The 24,650-nt window shown below is 39.3% G+C and carries 21 protein-coding genes and 5 tRNA genes; 6 read left to right on the top strand and 20 right to left on the bottom strand.

Going from position 1 to position 24,650, the window contains the following annotated elements; genetic code table 11:
- Positions 1–6 precede the first annotated feature (6 nt).
- Positions 7–492: a VOC family protein gene (locus tag I6F43_RS13265; protein WP_165721610.1), complete on the top strand. Its 486-nt coding sequence runs from the start codon at positions 7–9 to the stop codon at positions 490–492.
- A gap of 108 nt (positions 493–600) precedes the next feature.
- Here the strand turns inward: I6F43_RS13265 and I6F43_RS13270 are convergent, their stop codons facing one another.
- The 11 genes from I6F43_RS13270 to I6F43_RS13320 all read right to left on the bottom strand — a co-directional run bounded on the left by I6F43_RS13270 (position 601) and on the right by I6F43_RS13320 (position 10,153).
- Complete coding sequence (locus I6F43_RS13270; RefSeq protein ID WP_197102731.1) at positions 601–2,502, bottom strand: SurA N-terminal domain-containing protein; 1,902 nt, start codon at positions 2,500–2,502, stop codon at positions 601–603.
- 171 nt (positions 2,503–2,673) lie between these two features.
- Entirely contained in the window at positions 2,674–2,964 is a 291-nt protein-coding gene (locus I6F43_RS13275; RefSeq protein WP_157823336.1) for an HU family DNA-binding protein, read from the bottom strand.
- 183 nt (positions 2,965–3,147) lie between these two features.
- The gene (gene lon / locus I6F43_RS13280) at positions 3,148–5,517 is read right to left on the bottom strand and encodes an endopeptidase La (RefSeq protein WP_024592760.1); all 2,370 of its coding nucleotides are present in this window, start codon (positions 5,515–5,517) and stop codon (positions 3,148–3,150) included.
- A 151-nt stretch (positions 5,518–5,668) separates the two neighbouring features.
- A complete protein-coding gene (clpX, locus tag I6F43_RS13285) occupies positions 5,669–6,952 on the bottom strand; it encodes an ATP-dependent protease ATP-binding subunit ClpX (protein ID WP_197102732.1) in 1,284 nt (427 codons plus the stop codon).
- Positions 6,953–7,087: 135 nt separating this feature from the next.
- Positions 7,088–7,705, bottom strand: a complete 618-nt coding sequence (gene clpP, locus I6F43_RS13290) for an ATP-dependent Clp endopeptidase proteolytic subunit ClpP (protein WP_007580937.1) — start codon at positions 7,703–7,705, stop codon at positions 7,088–7,090.
- A 164-nt stretch (positions 7,706–7,869) separates the two neighbouring features.
- Positions 7,870–9,174 (bottom strand): trigger factor, encoded by a 1,305-nt coding sequence (tig, locus tag I6F43_RS13295; protein ID WP_007580935.1) that lies wholly within the window; start codon positions 9,172–9,174, stop codon positions 7,870–7,872.
- A gap of 378 nt (positions 9,175–9,552) precedes the next feature.
- Positions 9,553–9,629: transfer RNA gene (locus tag I6F43_RS13300), tRNA-Pro, on the bottom strand.
- A 70-nt stretch (positions 9,630–9,699) separates the two neighbouring features.
- A tRNA-Pro gene (locus I6F43_RS13305) sits at positions 9,700–9,776 on the bottom strand.
- Between the two features lie 14 nt (positions 9,777–9,790).
- Positions 9,791–9,866: transfer RNA gene (locus I6F43_RS13310), tRNA-His, on the bottom strand.
- A 78-nt stretch (positions 9,867–9,944) separates the two neighbouring features.
- Positions 9,945–10,021 (bottom strand) — tRNA-Arg (locus tag I6F43_RS13315).
- 55 nt (positions 10,022–10,076) lie between these two features.
- Positions 10,077–10,153 (bottom strand) — tRNA-Pro (locus I6F43_RS13320).
- A 352-nt stretch (positions 10,154–10,505) separates the two neighbouring features.
- Between I6F43_RS13320 and folD the strand changes: the two genes are divergently transcribed.
- Positions 10,506–11,360 (top strand): bifunctional methylenetetrahydrofolate dehydrogenase/methenyltetrahydrofolate cyclohydrolase FolD, encoded by an 855-nt coding sequence (folD, locus tag I6F43_RS13325; protein ID WP_002958348.1) that lies wholly within the window; start codon positions 10,506–10,508, stop codon positions 11,358–11,360.
- Between the two features lie 71 nt (positions 11,361–11,431).
- On the opposite strand, the gene cysS is transcribed toward folD, so the two are convergent.
- Complete coding sequence (cysS, locus tag I6F43_RS13330; protein WP_197102733.1) at positions 11,432–12,811, bottom strand: cysteine--tRNA ligase; 1,380 nt, start codon at positions 12,809–12,811, stop codon at positions 11,432–11,434.
- Positions 12,812–12,966: 155 nt separating this feature from the next.
- Here cysS and I6F43_RS13335 point away from each other — a divergent pair, with 155 nt between their 5' ends.
- From I6F43_RS13335 to I6F43_RS13345, 3 genes are all read left to right on the top strand, one after another.
- Positions 12,967–13,458 (top strand): peptidylprolyl isomerase, encoded by a 492-nt coding sequence (locus I6F43_RS13335; RefSeq protein WP_007580931.1) that lies wholly within the window; start codon positions 12,967–12,969, stop codon positions 13,456–13,458.
- Between the two features lie 87 nt (positions 13,459–13,545).
- Entirely contained in the window at positions 13,546–14,283 is a 738-nt protein-coding gene (locus I6F43_RS13340; RefSeq protein WP_007580929.1) for a UDP-2,3-diacylglucosamine diphosphatase, read from the top strand.
- Positions 14,284–14,337: 54 nt separating this feature from the next.
- Positions 14,338–15,132, top strand: coding sequence for a transporter substrate-binding domain-containing protein (locus I6F43_RS13345; protein ID WP_197102734.1), 795 nt, complete (start codon positions 14,338–14,340; stop codon positions 15,130–15,132).
- Here I6F43_RS13345 and miaE read toward each other — a convergent pair.
- Positions 15,129–15,890, bottom strand: a complete 762-nt coding sequence (miaE, locus tag I6F43_RS13350; RefSeq protein ID WP_010553847.1) for a tRNA isopentenyl-2-thiomethyl-A-37 hydroxylase MiaE — start codon at positions 15,888–15,890, stop codon at positions 15,129–15,131. The two genes, I6F43_RS13345 and miaE, sit on opposite strands and share 4 nt — an antisense overlap.
- A gap of 206 nt (positions 15,891–16,096) precedes the next feature.
- On the opposite strand from miaE, the gene I6F43_RS13355 reads away from it, so the two are divergent.
- On the top strand, positions 16,097–16,696 hold the full coding sequence (locus tag I6F43_RS13355; RefSeq protein WP_007580923.1) for a Yip1 family protein: 600 nt from the start codon (positions 16,097–16,099) through the stop codon (positions 16,694–16,696).
- Positions 16,697–16,812: 116 nt separating this feature from the next.
- On the opposite strand, the gene purF is transcribed toward I6F43_RS13355, so the two are convergent.
- The 7 genes from purF to I6F43_RS13390 all read right to left on the bottom strand — a co-directional run.
- Positions 16,813–18,339, bottom strand: coding sequence for an amidophosphoribosyltransferase (purF, locus tag I6F43_RS13360; protein WP_007580920.1), 1,527 nt, complete (start codon positions 18,337–18,339; stop codon positions 16,813–16,815).
- 18 nt (positions 18,340–18,357) lie between these two features.
- Entirely contained in the window at positions 18,358–18,852 is a 495-nt protein-coding gene (locus I6F43_RS13365) for a CvpA family protein (protein ID WP_007376853.1), read from the bottom strand.
- Between the two features lie 195 nt (positions 18,853–19,047).
- Positions 19,048–19,689, bottom strand: coding sequence for an SPOR domain-containing protein (locus tag I6F43_RS13370; RefSeq protein ID WP_024590975.1), 642 nt, complete (start codon positions 19,687–19,689; stop codon positions 19,048–19,050).
- 11 nt (positions 19,690–19,700) lie between these two features.
- Positions 19,701–20,966, bottom strand: a complete 1,266-nt coding sequence (folC, locus tag I6F43_RS13375) for a bifunctional tetrahydrofolate synthase/dihydrofolate synthase (RefSeq protein ID WP_197102735.1) — start codon at positions 20,964–20,966, stop codon at positions 19,701–19,703.
- 25 nt (positions 20,967–20,991) lie between these two features.
- Positions 20,992–21,867 carry an acetyl-CoA carboxylase, carboxyltransferase subunit beta gene (gene accD / locus I6F43_RS13380; RefSeq protein ID WP_007376856.1) on the bottom strand — a complete coding sequence of 292 codons (876 nt, stop codon included), beginning with the start codon at positions 21,865–21,867 and terminating at the stop codon, positions 20,992–20,994.
- A gap of 140 nt (positions 21,868–22,007) precedes the next feature.
- The gene (gene truA / locus I6F43_RS13385; protein WP_007584098.1) at positions 22,008–22,805 is read right to left on the bottom strand and encodes a tRNA pseudouridine(38-40) synthase TruA; all 798 of its coding nucleotides are present in this window, start codon (positions 22,803–22,805) and stop codon (positions 22,008–22,010) included.
- Between the two features lie 148 nt (positions 22,806–22,953).
- Positions 22,954–24,650: FimV/HubP family polar landmark protein (locus I6F43_RS13390; RefSeq protein WP_331460613.1), on the bottom strand; the 1,697-nt coding region annotated here is incomplete at its 5' end.

Consider the following 24,650-nt stretch of genomic DNA (forward strand, 5'->3'; position numbering starts at 1 on the left):
AATCTTATGCTTAAAAAAACGTTACTACTTAGTCTTTCTCCCCTACTGCTACTATCTGCTTCAGCTATTTCAAATACATCACAAGAAGTTAAAAGCTGGGTAGGCGGCGTTGATCACCTCGGTTTAACAGTTTCTAATTTAGACTCATCTAAAGTGTTTTTTACTGATGTACTTGGTTTTAAAACGCTAGGAAGTGATCCAACCTACCCCGCTTATTTTTTATCAAACAATAAAATAACCATTACATTATGGCGCGTAAAAAATGATGAAAAACGTGTGGAGTTTAATCGGGCAGAAAATGTGGGCTTACACCATCTAGCACTCAGTGTAGAAAGTATCAAAAAGTTAAGCGAGCTACATACACACTTAAAAATGCAAAATAATATTATTATAGAGTTTGCACCAGAAAACTTAGGTAACGGCCCAACCCAACATATGATGATAAGAGAGCCTAGCGGCAATCGAATTGAGTTTATTGCCAGAGGTAATTAATACCAACCTGCAATAATACTTAATTAAGCGAATTGGTAATATACCAACTTTATTTAAGACAATAAAAAAGGCGCTTTAAAAGCGCCTTTCTTTATGAGCTAAAATTAATTATTCAACAGTTTGTGTAGCCGTTGGTAAGTTAAGTTCAGCATTGGCTTTAAGCGCTTCAATAAATACCATGTAGTTTTTATTAGCTTGCGCCATAGTAATGCTTTGTTTTGCTTGAGGGTCAATATTAGCTGCAACTTGTGCATCTGTTACCGACTTAAGCGCAACAATTGCTGCATCACCATTATTTAAATTAACAAGCTCAACTACCGCAGAATCTGCTGGGTGAGCCATTTTAAATGCTTGAGTCACAATAGCAGGTGAAACAGTGTAGCTTTGACGTGTTAACTGCGCTTCTTGACGAACCGTCAAGCTTTGCTCGTTTGCTACATCGTTTAAGCTCTTACCTGCTTGTACTTCTGCAAATAAGCTACGCGCTTTTTCTTTAGCAAGCTCAGATGATTTTTCATTAACTAAACGCGCTTTAATTTGCTCGCTTACTTCATCCAGCGGTTTAGTAGCAGCAGGTTTATGCTCGTTAATACGAACAATAATTGCATGCTCCTCACCAAGCTCAATCACTTCAGAGTTTACTTTATCTTCAAGTAAATCAACTGATGTTAGTGCTGTTACAACTGCAGGGCTGTTTAAAGGCTCTGGTAGAGCATTAAGTGCTAAAAGAGGTGTAGATTTAACTTCCACTTCAGCAACTTCTGCAGCGTCGTCTAAGCGGTCTGAAATTTCAAATGCAAGTGCGCCCATTTCTGTTTGCTTTTCGTAAAACGCATCTACTTTTTCAGCTTGTTCTAATTCAGCACGTAAGTCAGCTTTAACATCGTCATACGCTTTAACTTGTTGTGGTTGAATGTCTGTAAGTTTAATTATGTGATAACCAAACTCAGAAGCAACAACCTCAGAAATGTCACCTTTGTTTTGCAGTGCGAAAGTCGCATCTTCAAATGCAGGGTCCATTACGTCACGTTCAATCCATTCAAGGTCGCCGCCCATTTCGCCACTAACGATATCGTCAGATGATGATTCTGCTAACTCAGCAAAGTCTGCACCTTGCTCTAGTTGTGCATGAAGTGCATTGGCTTTTTCTTTTGCTGCATCATCGTCTTCACTGTTATCAATTAAGATATGTGATACGCGACGCTTTTCTGGCTCAACGTACTGCGCTTTGTTTTGCTCGTAATACGCTTTAACGTCATCCTCGGTTACCGATTCAACATTAATATCTGCTGCTTTAAGCTCAATATAACTTACTGAAATAAGCTCTGGAGATAAAAATTGTGATGCGTTTAGCTCGTAGTAATCAGACACTTCTTGCTCTGATACTTCTACGTCCGCGGCAAGCGCTTCTTTATTAATGACTAAGTAGTCAATACTACGAGTTTGCTGCTGCAGAGCAATTGCGCTTTTAAGCTCGCTCTCTAGGGCAAAGTCTGTACCTGCAACAGCAGATACTACCTGACTACGTGTCATATCTTTACGTAAGTATTCACGAAAAGCATCTGGTTGAAAGTTCATTTGACGAATTACTTGTAAGTAACGATCGTTATTAAACTTTTCACCAATTTGAAAGTACGGTAGTTCTAAAATTGTTTTACGTACACTTTCGTCGCTTACGCGAAGGCCTAAATCAGCCGCTAGCTGTGATTGCAATTCTTGTTGTACTAAGCGGTCAACTACACCTTGGCGAATTTGCGCCATGTAATTTGGATCAGCGGCAATTTGTGTAAAATATTCACCAAATTGTTGCTCTAAACGGCTACGTTCATTTTGGTAAGCACGGTTAAAATCGGTTTGACTAATTTTAATTCCATTTACTTCAGCAACGGGTTGTTCTGTGGTTTGACCTAAGTAACTACCGATCCCTGCTAAGGCAAAAGATAAAATCACCGCGCCTAAAATTATTTTGGCTACAGGTCCTTGCGAACCTTCTCTGATTTTCTCAAGCATTTGTTTATCTCTTTTTGATCAAGGTATTTTACCTTGTCACATGTAAAAAAAGCGTATCTTACCAGATACGCTTTTTCACTTGAAGTAACTGGCGGTAAAGTTACTTAATTCATCTGTTGTGGTGAATCAGTAACTTTACACTCGCCATAACTAATGTGTTTAAAACAGTGATTAGTTTACTGCGTCTTTAAGCGCTTTACCGGCTTTAAAAGCTGGAATAGTTGCAGCAGCAATTTGGATTGTTTCACCAGTTTGCGGGTTACGGCCTGAACGTGCAGCACGGTCACGTACTGAGAAAGTACCAAAACCAACAAGTGCAACTGAGTCGCCTTCTTTTAGCGCGCCAGATACAGATTCGATGAATGAATCTAGTGCACGACCTGCAGCCGCTTTAGAAATGTCAGCATCAGCTGCAATTTGATCGATTAATTGAGATTTATTCACAATATCATCCTCTTTCATTGTTATTATCAAGAGCGATGGTTTTTTAAACTAACATCACTTTTTTGAAAATTGTAGAGCAAACTTTTAATGCTCACATGATTATATTTTTCTTAAGCCTACGCCCCATAAGGGCTAGGCTTGAAAACCAGTGCTTAACTTATCATACCGTTTAGATTTGAAAAGCCCTAAAAAGCACTTTTTTTAGCTTTTTTCTTGGTTTTTAGGTGTTTCGACCGAAAAACTCTCAACAGGATGCACTAAAGCAAGCTTTAACACCTCGTCAATCCAAGTAACAGGGTGAATATCAAGACCTGCCAGCACGTTCTCTGGAATCTCTTTTAAGTCACGTTCGTTAATTTTTGGAATGATTACTGTTTTAATTCCACCACGATGCGCCGCCAATAATTTCTCTTTTAAGCCACCAATAGGAAGTACTTCACCACGTAGCGTAATTTCACCGGTCATTGCAACATCTGCTCGTACAGGGTTACCCGTTAAGCTAGATACAAGACCTGTTACCATTGCTGCGCCCGCACTAGGACCATCTTTCGGTGTTGCGCCCTCTGGTACGTGAACGTGAATATCACGTTTTTCGTAAAAGTCGCTATTAATACGAAATGTATCTGCGCGATTACGTACTACCGTCATTGCCGCTTGAATCGACTCTTGCATCACATCGCCCAGTGAACCGGTATAAGTAAGTTTACCTTTACCTGGTACAGCCGCACATTCGATTGTTAGCAAATCACCGCCAACTTCTGTCCATGCTAAACCTGTAACTTGACCAATACGGTCGCCATCTTCAGCTTTACCATAATCAAAGCGTTGCACACCTAAAAAGTCTTCTAGGTTATCTTGATTGATAGTCACTGTTTTAGTGTCTTTTTCAAGTAAGATATTTTTAACTGCTTTACGGCATAGTTTTGAAATTTCGCGCTCTAGGTTACGTACGCCCGCTTCACGTGTGTAGTAACGAATAATGCCAATAATTGCACTATCTTCGATAACTATTTCAGACTCTTTTAAGCCGTTACGTTTTACTTGTTTAGTAATTAAGTGCTCTTTTGCAATGTTTAGCTTTTCATCTTCGGTGTAACCCGATAAACGAATAACTTCCATACGGTCCAATAATGGGCCAGGAATGTTAAAGCTGTTTGATGTTGCTACAAACATAACATCAGATAAATCGTAATCTACTTCAAGGTAATGATCGGCAAAGTGGCTGTTTTGCTCAGGATCAAGCACTTCTAATAGTGCTGATGCTGGGTCGCCACGCATGTCTGATGACATTTTATCGATTTCATCTAACAAAAATAATGGATTTTTAACGCCCACTTTTGTCATGTTTTGAATTAGCTTACCTGGCATTGAACCAATGTATGTACGACGATGACCACGGATCTCAGCTTCATCACGTACGCCGCCAAGCGCCATACGAACATACTTACGACCAGTTGAACGTGCAATAGATTGACCAAGTGATGTTTTACCAACACCTGGAGGCCCAACTAAACATAAAATTGGCCCTTTAAGCTTATTAGTACGCTGTTGTACCGCGAGGTACTCAATAATGCGTTCTTTTACTTTATCTAAGCCGTGGTGATCGCTATCAAGAATTTTTTGCGCGCCCGCTAAGTCTTTTTTCACTTTAGAGCGTTTTTTCCATGGCACATTAATTAATGTGTCAATGTATGAACGCACTACAGTCGCTTCTGCAGACATTGGCGACATCATCTTAAGCTTATTAAGCTCTGTCGTCGCTTTGTCTTGTGCCTCTGCTGGCATACCCGATTCTTCGATGCGTTTTTTAAGTGCTTCAAATTCGTCAGGTACATCGTCAAGCTCACCCAGTTCTTTTTGGATAGCTTTCATTTGCTCATTGAGGTAATACTCGCGCTGAGATTTTTCCATCTGTTTTTTAACACGGGTACGAATTTTTTTCTCAACTTGCAGTAAGTCTATTTCGCCTTCCATTAATGCCATTAAATATTCAAGACGTTCTGTAACGCTTGAAATTTCGAGCACTTTTTGCTTTTCAGGTACTTTAAGCGGCATATGGGCTGCCATTGTATCGGCAAGTCGTGCAGGCTCATCAATACCTGAAACTGAAGTTAGTACTTCAGGTGGAATTTTTTTGTTTAGCTTTACATAGCCTTCAAACTGGCTAATTGCGCTACGAATAAAAATATCTTGTTCTTTCTCATCTACCGAATCAGATTCAATAAATTGAGCATTAGCAACAAAAAAGTCATCGTTATCTACAAATTCTTCAATTTGTGCGCGCTGTGTACCTTCAACTAAAACTTTAACTGTACCGTCTGGTAATTTTAATAACTGAAGTACAGTGGCAATAGTACCGATACGATAAATATCATCTTGCTCTGGTTCATCTACAGTTGCATCTTTTTGTGCAACCAAGAAAATTTGTTTGTCTTTGTCCATTGCCGCTTCTAGGCATTTTATTGATTTTTCACGGCCAACAAAAAGCGGGATCACCATGTGCGGGTATACCACAACATCGCGCAGTGCAAGGACTGGGATTTCGACTCGGTCGGTTCTCTCAAGCGTCATTATAGTTTCTCTTCGCACTTCATTTATTTTAAAGATTACTCAAGTATATGGGGATAACCTAATTAAAGTTCAACAATTTTCCCATACTCGATTAAATTAATTATAAAAAAAGGAGCCTAAGGCTCCTTTTTTCATTCAAATAGCTTAAAAACTATTCTGATGCAGCTTTATCTTGTTTATTATTTTCATAAATCAAGATTGGGTCTGACTCACCTTTAATAACGGTTTCATCAATAACCACTTTGCTTACGTCATCCATTGAAGGAAGTTCGTACATAGTATTAAGTAACACACCTTCAACGATTGAACGAAGACCACGTGCACCTGTTTTACGCTCCATTGCTTTGTGGGCAATTGCAGCTAAGGCATCATCGCGAAACTCAAGTTCAACGTCTTCCATACCAAACAATACTGAGAACTGTTTAGTAATCGCGTTTTTAGGTTCACTCAATATTTGCACAAGAGCAGCTTCGTCAAGTTCTGTTAACGTAGCAACTACTGGCAAACGACCTATAAACTCAGGAATTAAGCCGTATTTAACTAAATCTTCTGGTTCTACGTCTTTAAAAGTTTCACTTAAAGAACGACTCGCCGCAGATTCTTTTACGCTAACGCCAAAACCGATACCGGTATTTTTATGGCTACGTTGCTCAATTACTTTATCTAGGCCTGAAAATGCACCACCACAAATAAACAAGATTTTAGATGTATCTACTTGTAAAAACTCTTGTTGTGGATGTTTACGACCACCTTGCGGTGGAACAGAAGCAACGGTGCCTTCAATCAGTTTAAGTAGCGCCTGTTGAACGCCCTCACCCGATACATCACGTGTAATTGACGGGTTATCTGATTTACGAGAAATTTTGTCAATTTCATCAATGTAAACAATTCCACGTTGCGCTTTTTCAACATCGTAATCGCATTTTTGTAAAAGCTTTTGAATGATGTTTTCAACATCTTCACCTACATAACCTGCTTCGGTTAATGTAGTGGCATCGGCCATAGTAAACGGCACATCAAGTAGACGCGCTAATGTTTCTGCAAGTAATGTTTTACCACTACCTGTTGGGCCGATAAGCAAAATATTACTTTTACTTAATTCAATGTCTTGCTTAGTCGATTGGTTACGTAGGCGTTTATAATGGTTATAAACGGCAACAGACAATACTTTTTTAGCATGATCTTGACCAATAACATAATCGTCTAAGTGTTTACGAATTTCTTTTGGTACAGGTAGTTTGTCAGACGTATCATGCTTAGGAGCAATGTCTTTGATCTCTTCCCTGATAATATCGTTACACAACTCTACACATTCATCACAAACGTATACTGAAGGGCCTGCAATTAATTTACGCACTTCATGTTGGCTTTTGCCACAAAAAGAGCAGTATAACAATTTATTACTTTTGTCGCCGTCTGTAGGAGTGTCAGACATTCAGCTACCTCATTTTATTACGTTGGCCACCAAAACTGTTGGCGGCTATTTCAATACGCTTTAACTATACCAAAATTTATTGGTTTTCGCATAGTAACTCAAAGTGGCAAACAGGCAATCCTGCTCGCCAAGCGCTTACTTTTTGTCGCGATTTGTAAACACAGAGTCTACCAAGCCGTAATCTACAGCTTGCGTGGCACTCATAAAGTTATCACGATCTGTGTCTTTAGAGATAATATCTAATGGTTGGCCTGTATGCTCAGCCATTAAGCGGTTAAGCTTATCTTTAATAGACAGAATTTCTTTAGCATGTATTTCAAAGTCAGATGCTTGACCTTGGAAACCACCTAATGGTTGGTGAATCATCACACGTGAGTTTGGTAGGCAAAAACGCTTACCTTTAGCGCCAGCAGTAAGTAAAAAAGCACCCATGCTTGCAGCTTGACCTACACATATTGTACTTACATCTGGTTTGATGAAGTTCATTGTGTCGTAAATAGCCATACCCGCAGTTACTGAACCACCTGGTGAGTTGATGTATAAAAAGATATCTTTATCAGGATTTTCTGATTCTAAAAATAGCATTTGCGCTAAAATCAGATTTGCCATGTTGTCTTCAACTTGACCTGTTAAAAAGATAATACGCTCTTTTAATAATCTCGAATAAATATCATACGAGCGCTCGCCTTTCGGTGTTTGTTCAACAACCATTGGGACCAATGCATTTAGGGGATCTGTAATACCAGTATTCATACTTATTTAATTCCTTATGCGCTTATACTTATCCTTATTATAAGGAAGCATAGTTATCGTTTTTCGCAAATTTAGAGCCAAAAACTAAAATGGCCCGGGCACGCTGTATAAACAGAGTAGCACGAGCCATTTAATCGTTAGCGAGAGCTTAAGTCAATGACTTATTAAGCACCTTGCTGTGGATTCATGATGTCATCAAATGCTTTTTCAACATCAGTAACAACTGCTTTAGCTAAAATAGCTTCAACAGCTTGCTCTTCCATTGCTACATTACGCATTTGCTGCATAAGTTGATCATTACCTTTGTAGTATTCTACTACTTCAGTTGGATCTTCGTATGCAGAAGCTACCGTTGCGATTAATGCTTCAACTTTAGCGTCATCAACTTTAATCTCGTTAGCTTTAATCACTTCACCTAATAAAAGGCCAGTTTTAACACGCGTTACAGCTTGCTCGTGGAACAATTCAGCTGGAAGCTCTGGCATGTTTTGAGCGTCGCCGCCAAAACGTTGAGCTGCTTGCTGACGTAGAGCATCAACTTCTTGATCAACAAGTGCTTTAGGCACTTCGATTTCGTTGTTAGCTAAAAGACCTTTGATTGCTTGGTCTTTAACGCTTGCTTTAACCGCTTGGTCTAGCTCACGTGTCATGTTCTTTTTAACTTCTTCTTTAAGCGCGTCTACGCCGCCTTCGGTAACACCGAATTTAGTTGCAAACTCTTCGCTTAATTCTGGTAATTCTTGCGCTTCAACTTTTTTCACTGTGATAGTGAATTGAGCCGCTTTACCTTTTAAGTTTTCAGCGTGGTAATCATCAGGGAAAGTTACATCAGCAACTACTTCTTCGCCTGCTTTTTTACCTACGATGTTATCTTCAAAACCTGGGATCATACGACCTTGGCCAAGTTCTAATGGGAAGTCTTCAGCTTTGCCGCCTTCAAATACTTCACCGTCGATAGTACCTACGAAATCAACTGTTACACGGTCGTTTTCGCCAGCAGCTGCATCAACATCAGCCCAAGCTGCGTGTTGCTTACGAAGTGTTTCTAGCATGTTAGCTAAATCTTCGTCAGTCACTGTTACCGCTGGTTTCTCAACAGTAATTTTATCTAAACCTTGAACTTCAACTTCAGGGTAAACTTCAAACGTTGCTGAGAATTCTAAATCTTTACCTGCTTCAAGTGATTTAGGTGCGAATGTAGGCGCGCCAGCTGGATTGATTTTTTCAGAAACGATTGCTTCAATGTAATTACGTTGCATTACTTCGCCAGCAACTTCTTGACGAACTGCAGGGCCAAAACGCTTGTTAATTACAGATACTGGAACTTTACCAGCACGGAAACCATCTATACGCTGTGTTTTTGACAGTTGTTGTAGGCGTTTTTTTACTTCGGTCTCAACGTTCTCTGAAGGAACGGTGATAGTTATACGGCGCTCAAGGCCTTGGGTCGTCTCAACAGAAACTTGCATGATTTACCTCAATATTCAATTTTGGCGACTGTTCGCCTTCCTTTACAAACAAAGTGATCTGCATGAGTCTTGATAAAGTTTAAGCGGTTTTTCACACTTAAAAGCATCCGTCGCTACCATGAGATACCATTGCTGCTTTGCCCTTCGGGCACTATGTTAAACAATAGACGCGGCATTATAACCTAATATTTATGATAGTCGAGTATAGGGGGCAATTATTTGGACTAGATAAGGGACTATAGAGACTAACTGAATAAAAAACAGGCTAACTAGGCATTGAATGGATTAAAGTAGAAATTATTTAATAGAATTATAGGCTAACAGATTTAGATTTATAACTTAGAGGAATTTACTTATTATTCTTATTAGATAAGAAAATGGTCGGCGATGCAGGATTTGAACCTGCGACCCCTTGGACCCAAACCAAGTGCGCTACCAAACTGCGCTAATCGCCGACATTGAAGAGTTAACTTCTTTTTTCATACTGAACACTTAAACTGAGAGTTTAAGACCATTTTAAGAAAATGGTCGGCGATGCAGGATTTGAACCTGCGACCCCTTGGACCCAAACCAAGTGCGCTACCAAACTGCGCTAATCGCCGATATTCGTTGTAAATGGGGTGACTGATGGGGCTCGAACCCACGACAACCGGAATCACAATCCGGGGCTCTACCAACTGAGCTACAATCACNACCCACGACAACCGGAATCACAATCCGGGGCTCTACCAACTGAGCTACAATCACCGCTATATTTACATGTTTTCAAATGGTGCACCCAGAAGGATTCGAACCTTCGACCCACGCCTTAGAAGGGCGTTGCTCTATCCAGCTGAGCTATGGGCGCATCGAAAACTTCATAGTTTACCAATAAGCTATTCGATTATAATAAATTATAAAAATGGTCGGCGATGCAGGATTTGAACCTGCGACCCCTTGGACCCAAACCAAGTGCGCTACCAAACTGCGCTAATCGCCGAAACTTATTATTGTTAGCGAGTGACCTCGTTGACAACGGGGTGCATAATAGTGATTTGACGGGGTTAGGTCAAACGTTTTTTTAATAAAACCAATCAAGTGCTCATTTTTAGTGCACAATGGTTAAATATTACAATAGTAGGCTGAAATTTAAACTATTTAATAACTCAAATGTTATATACATTAAAAGCAACTTGGCGCTGCTATGCTTTTCTGCGAAAATAGTAGACACATTATAAAACGAGTTAAATAAAGAGTATGTTTTCTTTATTAGCATTTTTACCCCTATTTTATTATGCATTCGTTTTTAGAGTATCGGTATCTAGTTAATTAACCCCAATTAAAGGTCACCCATGACGGCAAACATCATTGATGGTAAGGCAATCGCAAAACAAGTACGTAGCGCTGTAGCAGAACGCGTAAGTGAACGTGTAGCAAATGGTTTACGTGCACCAGGACTTGCAGTAGTACTTGTTGGACTTGATCCAGCAAGCCAAGTTTATGTTGGTTCAAAACGTAAAGCCTGTGAAGAAGTAGGTTTTATCTCCAAATCATTTGATTTACCAGCAGACACGCAAGAGCAAACTCTTTTAGATTTAATTGACGAGCTAAATAATGATGCCGAAGTTGATGGAATTTTAGTGCAGTTACCACTGCCAAAAGGTCTTGATGCTGAAAAGATTTTAGAACGCATTACCCCACATAAAGATGTTGATGGATTTCATCCATATAACATTGGTCGATTAGCACAGCGTATGCCTGCCCTTCGCCCATGTACCCCTAAAGGTATTATTACATTACTTGATTCAACGGGTGTACGTTATAAAGGGATGCATGCAGTTGTCGTTGGCGCGTCAAATATTGTTGGTCGTCCAATGTCGTTAGAGCTTTTATTAGCGGGTTGTACTACCACAGTATGCCATAAGTTTACTCAAGACTTAGAAACGCATGTTCGCCGCGCTGACTTATTAGTTGTGGCTGTAGGTAAACCTGAATTTATACCTGGAGATTGGATAAAAGAAGGCGCTATAGTCATCGATGTAGGCATTAACCGTTTAGACACGGGTAAATTAGTCGGTGATGTTCAATACAGTGTGGCTGAACAAAAAGCGCATTTCATTACACCTGTACCAGGTGGCGTTGGCCCGATGACGGTCGCGAGCTTAATTGAAAACACACTTGAAGCGTGTGAGAAATATCACAGCTAAGCTGTTAAAAAATTAAAAAGGGTTGCCATTTGGCAACCCTTTTTTTGTTTAACGTGTATTACTTTAAACGCTTACGCTTTACGCCACGTTGTTTTACCGGCTGAATCTTCAAGTATTACACCTAACGCATTAAGCGCATCACGTGCTTCATCAGCAGCAGCCCAGTTTTTACTCGTACGTGCTTCATTACGTTTTACAATTAATGCTTCAATTGTCGCAACTTCGTCGTCATCTTGCCCGCCTTGTAAAAAGGCTTCCGGTGCTTGTTGAGCAACCCCTAAAACGTTACCAATACTGCGTAATATAAACGCAAGTTGCCCAGCTTGAACTGCGTCACTTTCTTTTACGCGGTTTAATTCTTTAGCAAGTTCGAACAACACAGGTAGTGCTTCTGGTGTATTAAAGTCGTCATTCATTGCTTTTCTAAATTTAGCAACAAACTCATTACCTTCTAAATCGCACTCTACCGGTTCGACATCACGAAGCGCTGTATAAATGCGCTCAAGTGATGAACGCGCTTGGTCTAAATTTTCTTGTGAGTAATTTAGTTGGCTACGGTAATGACCTGAAATTAAAAAGTAACGAACAGATTCAGGATCGTATGCTTTTAAAACTTCACGCACTGTAAAGAAGTTATCTAACGACTTAGACATTTTTTCTTTGTTTACTTGAACCATGCCAGTATGTATCCATGTATTTACATACTTGCCGTTGTTTGCACAGCACGATTGGGCAATTTCGTTTTCATGATGTGGAAACTGTAAATCAGACCCCCCACCGTGAATATCAAAATGCTCACCTAAGTGCTTTGAGCTCATTGCCGAACATTCAATATGCCAACCCGGACGCCCTTCACCCCACGGTGATGACCATGATGGTTCACCTGCTTTTGCTTTTTTCCATAACACAAAATCAAGTGGATCGTCTTTATCTTGCGCCACTTCAACGCGAGAGCCTGATTGCAACATAGTTAAATCTTGCTGAGAAAGTGCACCGTATTGCTCAAACGTTGATACATCAAACAAAACATCGCCGTCGGCTGCGACATAGGCATGGCCTTTTTCAATCAAGCGCTTAACCATAACGATAATTTCATCCATATGGCTTGTAACTGTTGGTTCAATATCTGGGCGTAGCATATTTAGGCTATCAAAATCTTCATGCATCGCTTTAGTCATGCGCACAGTTAATTCGTTTATTGACTCACCATTTTCGTTCGCACGTTTAATTATTTTATCGTCGATATCTGTAATGTTACGTACATATTTTAAATCGTAACCAATATGGCGTAAGTAGCGCACAATTACGTCAAAACCTACAAAAGTACGAGCGTGTCCAATATGGCAGTAATCATAAATGGTGATACCACACACATACATGTCGATTTTTCCTTCGACCATAGGTTTAAATTGCTCTTTTTGTCGCGTGAGTGTGTTGTATATATTTACCATTTACTTTGAGTCCTTGACTATTTACTTGAACAGTTATGTTACCACTTGAAAAGCCCCTGCTCTAGCGCTTTATAACAAACCAAACATCTACTTTGTTAATCTTAGCCAACTACGATAAAATAGCGCCAATATTTAAACCGGATATAGGAAAACACATGGTTGTTCTACACACTAATTTTGGTGACATCACCATTAAAATGTTTGAGCAAGAAGCTCCAAACACAGTTAAAAACTTTTTAGAGTATGCAAATGCTGATTTTTTCAACGGCACTATCTTTCATCGCGTAATCGATGGTTTTATGGTTCAAGGCGGTGGTTTTGTTCCAGGTATGGAACAAAAAGAAGTAAACGACCCAATTCAGAATGAAGCTAATAATGGCCTGTCTAATAAAGTAGGCACTTTAGCTATGGCACGTACACCTGATCCTCATTCAGCTACAGCACAGTTTTTCATTAACGTGAACAACAACGACTTTTTAAACCACAGCAGCGAAACATCGCAAGGTTGGGGTTATTGTGTTTTTGCTGAAGTAGTAGAAGGCATGGACGTAGTAAATAAGATTAAAGCAGTTGCAACAGGTAGTACTGGTTTTCACCAAGACGTACCTCTTGAAGATGTGATCATCGAAAGCGTTACTGTTAACTAGTAACGTTTACTCATATTATGTGAGTATATAAGCGGGTGTATACTATTAGTATATGCCCGTTTTTTTAAAACTAGAATAGACTGACCTATGACACGCCAAACTTACTTTATTGCAGATTTACACCTAAGCGAAAACCGCCCCGACATTAGCGCTGCATTTTTTGACTTTTTAAATACACATATATTAAATAAAGATGTAGATGCACTTTATATTTTGGGTGATTTTTTTGAAGTATGGGTTGGAGATGACTACATTACTGCACTGAGTGCCGATGTAGCAAAACATTTAAGCGCCGTTAATGATGGTGGCACACCTGTTTATTTTATACATGGCAATCGTGATTTCATTATGCGCAAGCAATATGCCGACATGGCCGCAATGACATTACTCGATGAACAAACAGTCATTGATTTATATGGCACGCCTACCGTTATTTTACATGGCGACGAAATGTGCACTCAAGACACTGAATATCAAAACTTTCGTAAAAAGAGCCGTGGTTGGTGGTGGCCAAAATTGATGCTTGCAATGCCGCTTTGGTATCGTAAAAAAATAGCGCGTAATGCCCGCGAAAAAAGTAAGTTAAGCCAAGCTGATAAACCTATCGAAATTTTAGACGTTGTCGATGAGGCAGTACTTGCCACCTTTGCCAAACATAACGTTACGAATATGATTCATGGTCATACTCACCGCCCTAATGTTCATACGTATAAAGTTAATGAACAAACACTTACTCGCACAGTGCTAGGTGACTGGTATACCCAAGGCTCTTATTTAGTCGTTACCCCTCAATCACAAGAATTAATTAGCACGCCTTTCGCATAATTTAAAATTCTGACTATTATTTATCTATATATATGAATAATAGTGAGAGGTTGAATGATTAAGCTGTTAATTTTCATCGTAGTAATTGCCATTCCTACACAAGTATTTAGCAAGCAAACATGGCAAATTGTTACAGAAAACTACCCTCCCTATTTTAGCGAAAACCTACCTAGTAATGGCTGGCTATATGAAATAGCCGAATCAGCTCTTAAAACGCAAGGTATTAATAGCGAAGCCGAGTTTACGACCTGGGACCGCGCCCTAAAGCTATTAGAAAAAAACAGAAAAACCGCTATTTTAGGTGCTTTTTATTCATTAAAAAGAAATGAAGTTTTTTACTACTCTCGTCCACTTGCAGTTGCTCACTCAGGAGTTTTCAAACGAAAAGAGAGTGTTATTAATTTCGATGGTACAGTTCAATCATTAACACCTTATAGTATTGGCACAGAAGACAATGCCTTTGTAAGCCAAGAGTTTGCTAGAAATAGGGAGCTGGCAATAACGTCCACTAAAAGCCTTCCTACAAGCTTATATTTACTACAACAAGGGCGTATTGATTTAGTCGCGGGTACTAAAGAGGTTGGAAATTATTGGCTTGAACACACTAAAACCGAAGATTCAGATGATAATAATATTGAGTACTTATCGCCCGACCTTGCTTCTCATAAACTATATTTAGTTGTCTCTAAATCAAATTATAGAGCCAAAGAATACTTACAAAAATTTAATAGAGGAATTGATATAATAACTAAAAATGGACGCATTGCTAAAATTATGAAAAAACATAATTTCAGCAATCAGAAAATAGCAGAATATATTAATTTTTTAAAAGAAAATGAGGGTATTTAAACAGTGGGAACACCGCTGTGAAATTTAAAATCAGTATCGGTTGTCGAAATTAACTCTTTTTCTTTTTCACCAAAAAAGTTTACGCGATCGGTAATATCAAAATCAGCAATTTCTTGCGCTAAAGTTAAATAATCTTGGTAATGACGCGCTTCTGAACGTAACAACGAAATATAAAAATCACCTAAACGTTTGTCAACATGCGGTGCAAGCTTTGCAAAACGCTCACACGAACGCGCCTCAATATAAGCGCCTACTATTAGCTTATCGACTAATGCATCGGGCTCGAACGTTTTAACATGACGGAGCATGCCTTTTGCGTAACGACATGGTGTAATACTTTGATACTCAACACCGTACTCGTCCATAATTTCGAGCACTTGATAAAAGTGATGCAGCTCTTCTTTTATCAGCAAAACCATTTTATCGATTAGACCTTGCCCGTATGGAGAACTCGATTTAGGAATTATTGATTTAGTGAGCTTATTTTTAGCAGCCAGATCGCGCCAATTCCCTTCTCGTTTGTAAATAAGCGTTTCAAATGGCTTTAGCCACTCGAGTAATGCATCACTACCCTCTTTATCTACCGCGTATTTACGTATTAAAAACATCGCACTTTGAGCTGCTTTTAATTCACAAATTAAGTGATCTATTAAAATGACTGATAAGTTTTCTTTTTTAATTGCTTGCTCTACCCATTGCTCTGGGGTGGTACACAATAAAAAGTTATTAATCGGCTCTAAAAGTTGGCTATGTGGCACGTTGACTGCTCATTACTAAATAAATTTGATAGACCATTATTTTAACACGAAATTTTGCTTGGGATAAATCAAAGCCCTGATCTGCGTCTAAATGTTAATACCGAGTTAACTTGACTTTGCAAAATAAGTGAACCATAACTGTACATAGACTGTATAAAAATAAACCAACCAAAACAATAATACGTTCCTTTTATGGAGTAAGTACTATGATACTAAATCACCTCTGGGGCATTTATGCTCACCCACTTGAAGAATGGCAAACAATAGATAATCGCCATGAAAGTTTAACCTATAGTTTGTCGCATATTTTACTGATTGCTTTATTTCCTTCAATAATGGGCTACTACTCATCTGTTTATTTAGGATGGAGTATAGGTGCAGGCAATCCCGTATTTTTAACGCACGATAGTGCACTGCTAATTGCAGGTGCAATGTATTTTGCATTAATAGCGGGTGTTTTTGCATTGGCGTATTTAGCCCATTGGATGGCGGTTACATTTGGCTCTAAACCTACATTTACACAAACACTTGAACTTGCAGCATATACTGCAACACCAGTGTTTATGTCGGCACTCGCCGCTTTTTGGCCTGTACTTTGGTTTGTAGTGTGTATTGGAATTATTGCACTGGCTTACTCAGTTTATTTACTCTACACCGGCGTACCAATACTTATGCATATCCCAGAAGAGCGTGGCTTTATTTACGCCAGCTCGGTAGTAACGTGTGGATTAATATTACTGGTTATTATTTTAGCTGTAACAGCTATGCTTTGGACTAATGGGATTGTTAGCCCAATGTTTACTTAATAAAGTTTACCGAATAAAGAGTCGTGTTTGATAGAAATGTTCCCTTTCTTTCCTTCGCAAAAAAGGAGCTAATTAGCTCCTTTTTTTATGTGTAACGACTTTTTATTAACTAATCATTAATCAGCTTCATTTTCGTCTTGGTTGTGTATTTCTAAACCTGAAGACATCGCACTTTCGCGAGTGCTTTTTGCTGAATCGTTACGTAGCTTATCAATACGATTTAAATAGTTTTGATCAATATCGCCAGTAATATATTGGCCATCAAATACTGAAGTTTCAAACTTAGTAATTTCAGGATTTTCTTGGCTAACCGCAGCAATTAAATCTTTTAACGATTGAAAGATTAAACCGTCAGAACCAATACTTGCATTAATATCTTCAACTTCACGTCCGTGAGCGATAAGCTCAGCTGCTGAAGGCATATCAATACCGTACACATTAGGGAAACGTATTTCAGGTGCCGCTGATGCAAAGTAAACGTTTTTAGCGCCAGACTCTCGGGCCATTTCAACAATTTGTGCTGATGTTGTACCACGAACAATTGAGTCATCAACTAATAATACGTTTTTACCTTTAAACTCGCGATCAATTGCGTTTAGCTTTTGACGCACTGATTTTTTACGCATCTCTTGGCCAGGCATGATAAATGTACGACCAATATAACGGTTTTTAACAAAACCTTGGCGATACGGTAAATCAAGCACACGTGCAATTTCCAGTGCTACATCACATGAAGTTTCTGGGATTGGGATAACTACATCAATATCTTTATCAGCCCATTCACGTGCAATTTTTTCGCCTAGTTTAGTCCCCATGTTTACCCGTGTTGCGTACACAGACATACGGTCTATTGTTGAGTCAGGTCGAGCAAAATAAACAAATTCAAAAATACACGGCGAGTAAGATGCCTTATCAGCACAACTAAGTGAATGGAATTCACCTTCTTCTGTAACATATATAGCTTCACCAGGGGCTACATCACGTACAAACTCAAAACCGTCCGGTTTCAACGCAACGCTTTCTGAGGCAAACATGTACTCAGTACCTTTTTCGGTTTCGCGTTTACCAAATACAAGTGGGCGAATACCATTAGGGTCGCGAAAAGCAACAATGCCGTGGCCGATAATCATAGCAATAGTTGCATAACCACCGCTTACTTTATTGTTTACTTCGGTTACCGCAGTAAAAATATCTTCAGGGTCTAAATGCAACTTATCAGATTTGCTTAATTCATGTGCCATGATATTAAGTAAAATTTCAGAGTCTGATGTTGTATTAACGTGACGACGTGCTTCTGAGAATAACTGCTCTTTTAAAGCTTCTGCATTAGTAAGGTTGCCATTATGGGCAAGTGCTATACCAAACGGTGAGTTAACATAAAAAGGCTGTGCTTCAGATGAGCTTGAAGATCCTGCTGTAGGATAGCGCACATGGCCAAGACCAATTGTACCTTGTAGTCGTTTCATATGACGTGTGTGAAAGGCATCTTTCACTAAGCCATTTGCTTTGCGCAAGCTAAACGTATTATTCTCAATGGTAATGATACCCGCGGCATCTTGACCACGGTGCTGCAAAACAGTTAAGCCATCATAAATCGCCTGATTCACAGGGGATGTTCCGACTATTCCAACGATACCACACATGTAATTTATCCTCGCCGATTAACGGTTTACTGAATTTAAAAAGCTCGAGTTGTTTTCTAGGTACGAAAAGAACCATTCAACAACAAAGCCAAATTCTGGAATCAAAATAGAATTGCCCCACCAGTGCGTATTGGGTGCACCAGTAAAAGCATCAAGAAAGAAGAGTAACGCGCTCACGACCAACACGCCTCGTAGAGCACCAAACACTATGCCAAAGACACGGTCGGTACCCGATAAACCAGTACGATGTACAAGCTCACCTAAAATATAGTTTAGTAAACCGCCTAACAGTAGCGTCGCAAAGAATAATATGGCTATGGCCGCAGCATTTCTTAAAAGGGGTTCAGAAATGGTTGTTAGGAAGGAAGCTAAATATTGGTAAAATAAGCTAGAGATGATAAAGGCGCCAGCCCATACCGCTAATGACATTGCTTCTTTTACAAAGCCGCGTATTAAACCGATGATGGTAGACAATGCAATGATGCCAATAATGGCGTAATCAACCCAGATCATAAGAACCAATTAGTCGCTAATTTGGGGCGCATTCTATACCCAAACATCGTTAGTATGCAAGTTTAAACGGGAGATTACTGGGCTGTAGTCAATACAAAAAATTAACATTATAGAATGGGTATTGTGAGATAAAGATAATGATAAAAACAAATATAAATAAATAAAAAAAGGCTTGTGATACAAGCCTTTTTTTAATTATTTTGTTACTTCGTATTGCGTAACTTTACCATTTAATTTAGTAAGCTCTTTCAGCTGGGGAAGCTGCTTTTGTAATTCATTTTTATCAAGCGAAGGACCAACAAATACCTTGGTTAACGTCCCATTTGGGGTTTTAATCGGTTTAGTAAACGTTTTAAACCCTTCAACTTTTAATTTAGCCTGTAATGCTTTTACATTTGCAACATGTGAAAAACTACCTAATTGAATAACGTAAGCCATACTTGTTAGGTTTTCATCACTTTTACGAGGCGCAATAGGTTTTGGTTTAGCCTGAACCGGTGCCTTAGTGATCGGTGTAGCTTTGGGTTCAATAGTCGCTTCAACAACTTTATTCTCTACAGCGTAGTCACTCTCATCCATAGCGTTTTGCTGCTCAAAAGCTTCATCGTCAGCTTGAATATCTTCAATTTCATCTTGTTTTAGTGGCTCAGCATTAGCCATGTTTTCATCAATTGACTCTTGAAGATCGATTGTTTTGAACTCAGGGCGATCAGGTATCGCTTTAAAGCCCTCTTTATAATGCACTTTTTCGCCATCGAGTATATTAGGGATAAACACAATTGCTGCGATCACTACTATACTTGTTCCGACTAAGCGATTAATAAAACTTGAGTTCACCGACATCCTCTCTATTTTTTAAAGTAATTAATAGCGCCGGCCACTGTAAAAAATGAACCAAATACAATCAACATAGTATCACTTTGTTGTTTTGGTAAAATTACACTCAGTGCCTGTGCCACACTATCATAGCTATTGATAGTATTATGATGAGATATACCCTGCAGCGCATTTTGTAAATTACTTGCAGTGTCGCCTCGCGGACCACTTAAGCTCGCTAATGACCACTCATCGACCAAGTGACTTACTTCTTTAAGTACACCCACTTTATCTTTATCAGCAAGCATAGCGGCTAATGCATGAATTTTAAAGCCTTTATCTTTATAGCTTGATAACTTATTGGCTAAATAACGCGCCGACTCAGGGTTATGTGCTACATCGGTAAAGACTAAAGGCTCAGCGCTTAACTGCTGAAACCGCCCTTCTACAACTAAATTAGCGAGGCAATTTCGTATGACTTGCTCACTAGGTAATAAGCTTAAAACACTTAGCGCAGTTAACGCAGTTGCTGCATTTTGACACGGTATTGCTGGCTTATCTATTACAAGATTATGTTCTTTATATTGCCAATTAAAGCTCTCAGCATTCTCTTTGAAAATAAAGTCACTGCCCGACAACGTCATATTGGCATTAATTTCTTTGCCGTAATCAGTCATTGTGTGAGGAATATTTAAATCCCCTATAATAGCAGGCGTATTTTCACGAAAAATACCGGCTTTATCATAAGCCACTAACTCTCGTGTATCACCTAGGTACTCTTTATGATCTAAATCGATAGTGGTGATCACGCTTGCAAAGGGAGTTACTATATTTGTAGCATCAAAGCGCCCGCCTAGACCAACCTCTAGTAATACATAATCGACCTTACAGCGTTTAAAAATTGCCAACGCACCCAAAGTACCATATTCAAAATAAGTCAAAGGAGTGTCTTTACGGCCTTGCTCAAGCTGGTGAAAAGCATCTATATGAAGTTGGTCTGCCAGCTCTTCGCCATTAACTCGTACACGCTCGTTATAACGAATTAAATGAGGAGATGCGTAAGTACCCACGCTAAAACCTTGCGCTAGCAATAGCGACTCTAAGCAACGTGCAGTGGTGCCCTTACCGTTTGTACCGGCAATAAGAATAATTTTACTTGGAGTGTTTAAAAGGCCAATATTGTTGGCAACATTAGCAACTCGTTCTAGGCCCATTGCAATGTTAGCGGGGTGAACACTTTCTAAATAAAAAAGCCAATCATCAAGGCTTGATGATTGGCTAGGAATTGTTTTTGTCATAGCGTGTAATCAGTAAAGCTGAAATTTACGCTACTCTATGCTCTTGTTCCGTAGAAGGCAAGTTCATAAATTTAGCTAAAATGCGTGCAAGGGTATCGCGCATTTCACGGCGGTCAATAATCATGTCAATTGCACCATGTTCTAGCAAAAATTCACTACGCTGAAAACCTTCAGGTAATGTTTCGCGAACAGTCTGCTCAATAACACGAGGACCTGCAAAACCAATTAACGCTTTAGGTTCAGCAACGTTAATATCACCCAGCATAGCAAGTGATGCAGATACACCACCCATTGTCGGGTCGGTCATTACTGAAATAAATGGAAGACCTTTTTCCGTCATTTTTGCAAGTGCAGCACTTGTTTTAGCCATTTGCATAAGCGACATAAGCGCTTCTTGCATACGTGCTCCGCCTGATGCAGAAAAACAAATAAGCGGCATGTTATGCTCTAAACATTGATCAACAGCATCAACAAAGCGAGCGCCAACAACAGAAGCCATTGAACCACCCATAAATGAGAACTCAAATGCTACCGCTGCCACTGGAATACCTTTTAATCGGCCTTTCATAGCTACAAGTGCATCTTTTTCACCACTTGCTTTTTGGGCTGCACTGATACGGTCAGAGTACTTTTTAGAATCTTTAAACTTAAGAATGTCTTTAGGCTCATGTTGTGTACCAAGCTCTTGACGATCACCTTCATCTAAAAAGTGCTCTAGGCGCTTACGGCCACTAACACGCATGTGATGGTCACACTTAGGACATACGTTTAATGACTTTTCTAATTCAGCTTTATATAAAATTGAATCACACGATGTACACTTAGCCCAAACACCTTCTGGGATTTCTTTACGACCTGATGATTTTGTCGTTTTAGGTAAGATTTTTTCTAGCCAACTCATTTGCAACTCTCTTAATACTGTTCTGTGTCGCGAGCCTGCTAATAGCAATTAGCAGACAAATTTTTTCAATTAAAACATGAATTACACTAACGCGGTATAAAAAACTGGTCTTAGTAGTTAAAAGTGCTCATAAAAAGTACTTATACCACATCTATATCAGGCAAAAATAAAGGGCCTAGAGGTGTTTGAGGAATATTAAATTGCTCAGGGTAGTCAACATCCACTAAATACAAACCAGCAGCCTTAGCGGTAGCACTGGCCTTTGCGCGTTCTTTACAATCGAGTAGCTCTTTTATCCATATAGGTTGTTGTTTATGTAAACCAACATCCATTAAGCTGCCTGTGATATTACGTACCATGTGATGTAAAAATGCATTCGCTTTAATATCAATAATAACGTAAGTACCTTGGCGCTGTACCGACAGATGATGAATTGTTCTTGTCGGTGTATTCGCTTGGCAATGTATCGCTCTAAAAGAGGTGAAATCGTGTTTACCTATTAAGTACTGACACGCCTCTTGCATCTTTGTTTCATCAAGATGATGATGAAAATGCGTAACACCCTCGTTTAATACCGCACCTCGTAGGGGGGAGTTATAAATAACATAGCGATAACGACGAGCTGTAGCACTAAAACGGGCATGAAAGTCATCAGCAACCGGTTGGGCAAAGCGAATAGCAATATCTTTAGGCATTAAAGTATTCATACCTAGTGTAAATGCGACCATATCGCGATCAGCTTGCGTTTCAAAGTGTATTACTTGGCCTGTACCGTGCACACCAGCATCTGTACGCCCTGCACATATAACTTCAACAGGATGATTACAAATACGCGACAACGCTTTTTCTACTTCTTGCTGTACGCTATTTACATGTGATTGACGCTGCCAACCACTATAACGTGCGCCGTTGTATTCAACTCCAAGTGCTACTCGCATAATTACCGTTTTACCTACTGTGCTAATGAACGAGGCATTTTATGCTATCTAACGATGCAATAAAAGGAGACCTGTCGTAATCAAACCAATACACATAAAAAAACCCGTATTTAGCTAAGCTAGATACGGGTTCTTATAAACATTTTAATTATTTTAGTTTAGCTTTTAAGCTAAGTGCTTCCTCTTGAACTTCTTCAGGACCTTTGTTAATGACATCCTCAATAACTTTAAGCGCAGAATCAAAATCATCAATTTCAATATAAGCACGCGCTAAATCAAGTTTAGCTGAGTAGCCACCACTTTCAGCATCAACATCCGTTGGGTTATCACCTGCAAGTAATGCATCAAACTCACTCAAACCGACATCCATATTAACGTCGGTGTAAGGTTCGTGTTCAAGTTCAGCGTCGTCACTTTCTTCTAATAATGAATCAATATCTACAAATTCATCATTATCAAGTTGCTCAACATCACTACTTTCAACAAGTGACTCTTTTGTAGTTAATGAATCATCTGTCTCTAAGTCTTCTTTTAGCAAGCTGTCAAAGTCAACATCAAATTCACTGCGGTCATCAACACTTAAGTCTTCAGGCTCTGCTAACTCACTAAGTAATGAATCAAAATCAGTTTGCGTCAAATTCGACATAAACTCTTCATCAAGTTCGTCGTCAGAGCTAATATCAGTGCTACCCACTTCATCTAAGCTTGTTAACTGTGCTTCGCGCTCTGCATTTGTTTGCTCTTGCGATTCGTCTGATAACTCATCAGTTAGTGCTTGCTCTAAACTATCTTCGTCAAATTCAGCATCTAATTCAGAAAAATCATTTTCAATTAAAATCTCATCATCAAAATCATTTTCTAAACTATCTAAATCAGCATCTGCCATAAGTGCGTTTGCTAAATCTTGCTCAGCTTGGCTGGAAGCGACTCCCGGTGCCTCACCATCTAAATCATCCCCTTGTAATTCTTCAGGGGTAAATGGTAACTCACTTTCTAATGTTTCTTGAACTTCATCAAGGTTAAGAGGTTTGATGTCATCTTCAATACTTGGTGGTTCAACAGAATCAACCTCATTATTAATTTCTTGAAGTAAATCATCATCAAGCGACTCATCTTCAATCTCCGTTTCAGTTTCTAATTCAGAGAAGTTATTATCAATTAATAGTTCATCATCAAAATCATCTTCTAAACTATCTAAATCACCATCTGCCATAAGCGCATTTGCGAGATCTTTCTCTGTTTGACTAAGTGCTACTGCATTTTCATCACCCGATGCATCTCCTTTAAGCTCTTGCGGCTCAAACGAAGGCTCATTCTCTAATAATGATTGATCATCGTCTAATTCAAGTTCAGGATATTCATCCAACTCTTCACTTGGCGTTACAAGCTCGCTATCAAGCTGCTCTTCAATTTCAGTAAGATCTGAGTCATCGTCGCCCGCTAGCGGATCGTCACCAAGATCAACTTCTATTTCTTCAAGATCATCATCAAGCTCATCTAAAGACCAATCAGGTGTTTCTATATAGTCGTCATCAGTGGCCTGTTGTAGCTCACTTAAAAGCTCATCAACGCTCTTTAAAGTATCATCTGTATATTCTTCAAGTGCATCTTCAGGATCAAGAAGCGACTCTGATGTGTCTGAAAAATCATCAACCGTTACATCTATAAGTTCTGGCTCTTCTTCAAGCTTAGGCTCTTCTGCAAGTTCAGGCTCTTCTTCAAGTTCTGGTTCTTCTTCAAGCTCTGGTTCTTCTTCAAGCTCAGGCTCTTCTTCAAGCTCTGGCTCTTCTACAAGTTCTGGTTCTTCTTCAAGCTCTGGCTCTTCTTCAAGCTCAGGCTCTTCTA

The organism is Pseudoalteromonas sp. NZS71_1, from assembly GCF_015864305.1.
Taxonomy (GTDB): domain Bacteria; phylum Pseudomonadota; class Gammaproteobacteria; order Enterobacterales; family Alteromonadaceae; genus Pseudoalteromonas; species Pseudoalteromonas arctica.

Excerpts from the sequence above, each read along its gene's own strand:
- purF (WP_007580920.1), bottom strand. The coding sequence starts at position 18,339 with ATGTGTGGTATCGTTGGAATAGTCGGAACATCCCCTGTGAATCAGGCG.
- accD (WP_007376856.1), bottom strand. The coding sequence starts at position 21,867 with ATGAGTTGGCTAGAAAAAATCTTACCTAAAACGACAAAATCATCAGGT.
- I6F43_RS13335 (WP_007580931.1), top strand. The coding sequence starts at position 12,967 with ATGGTTGTTCTACACACTAATTTTGGTGACATCACCATTAAAATGTTT.
- I6F43_RS13355 (WP_007580923.1), top strand. The coding sequence starts at position 16,097 with ATGATACTAAATCACCTCTGGGGCATTTATGCTCACCCACTTGAAGAA.
- I6F43_RS13265 (WP_165721610.1), top strand. The coding sequence starts at position 7 with ATGCTTAAAAAAACGTTACTACTTAGTCTTTCTCCCCTACTGCTACTA.
- clpX (WP_197102732.1), bottom strand. The coding sequence starts at position 6,952 with ATGTCTGACACTCCTACAGACGGCGACAAAAGTAATAAATTGTTATAC.
- cysS (WP_197102733.1), bottom strand. The coding sequence starts at position 12,811 with ATGGTAAATATATACAACACACTCACGCGACAAAAAGAGCAATTTAAA.
- folD (WP_002958348.1), top strand. The coding sequence starts at position 10,506 with ATGACGGCAAACATCATTGATGGTAAGGCAATCGCAAAACAAGTACGT.
- clpP (WP_007580937.1), bottom strand. The coding sequence starts at position 7,705 with ATGAATACTGGTATTACAGATCCCCTAAATGCATTGGTCCCAATGGTT.
- tig (WP_007580935.1), bottom strand. The coding sequence starts at position 9,174 with ATGCAAGTTTCTGTTGAGACGACCCAAGGCCTTGAGCGCCGTATAACT.
- I6F43_RS13365 (WP_007376853.1), bottom strand. The coding sequence starts at position 18,852 with ATGATCTGGGTTGATTACGCCATTATTGGCATCATTGCATTGTCTACC.
- I6F43_RS13345 (WP_197102734.1), top strand. The coding sequence starts at position 14,338 with ATGATTAAGCTGTTAATTTTCATCGTAGTAATTGCCATTCCTACACAA.
- I6F43_RS13340 (WP_007580929.1), top strand. The coding sequence starts at position 13,546 with ATGACACGCCAAACTTACTTTATTGCAGATTTACACCTAAGCGAAAAC.
- I6F43_RS13275 (WP_157823336.1), bottom strand. The coding sequence starts at position 2,964 with ATGAAAGAGGATGATATTGTGAATAAATCTCAATTAATCGATCAAATT.
- I6F43_RS13270 (WP_197102731.1), bottom strand. The coding sequence starts at position 2,502 with ATGCTTGAGAAAATCAGAGAAGGTTCGCAAGGACCTGTAGCCAAAATA.
- lon (WP_024592760.1), bottom strand. The coding sequence starts at position 5,517 with ATGACGCTTGAGAGAACCGACCGAGTCGAAATCCCAGTCCTTGCACTG.
- truA (WP_007584098.1), bottom strand. The coding sequence starts at position 22,805 with ATGCGAGTAGCACTTGGAGTTGAATACAACGGCGCACGTTATAGTGGT.
- folC (WP_197102735.1), bottom strand. The coding sequence starts at position 20,966 with ATGACAAAAACAATTCCTAGCCAATCATCAAGCCTTGATGATTGGCTT.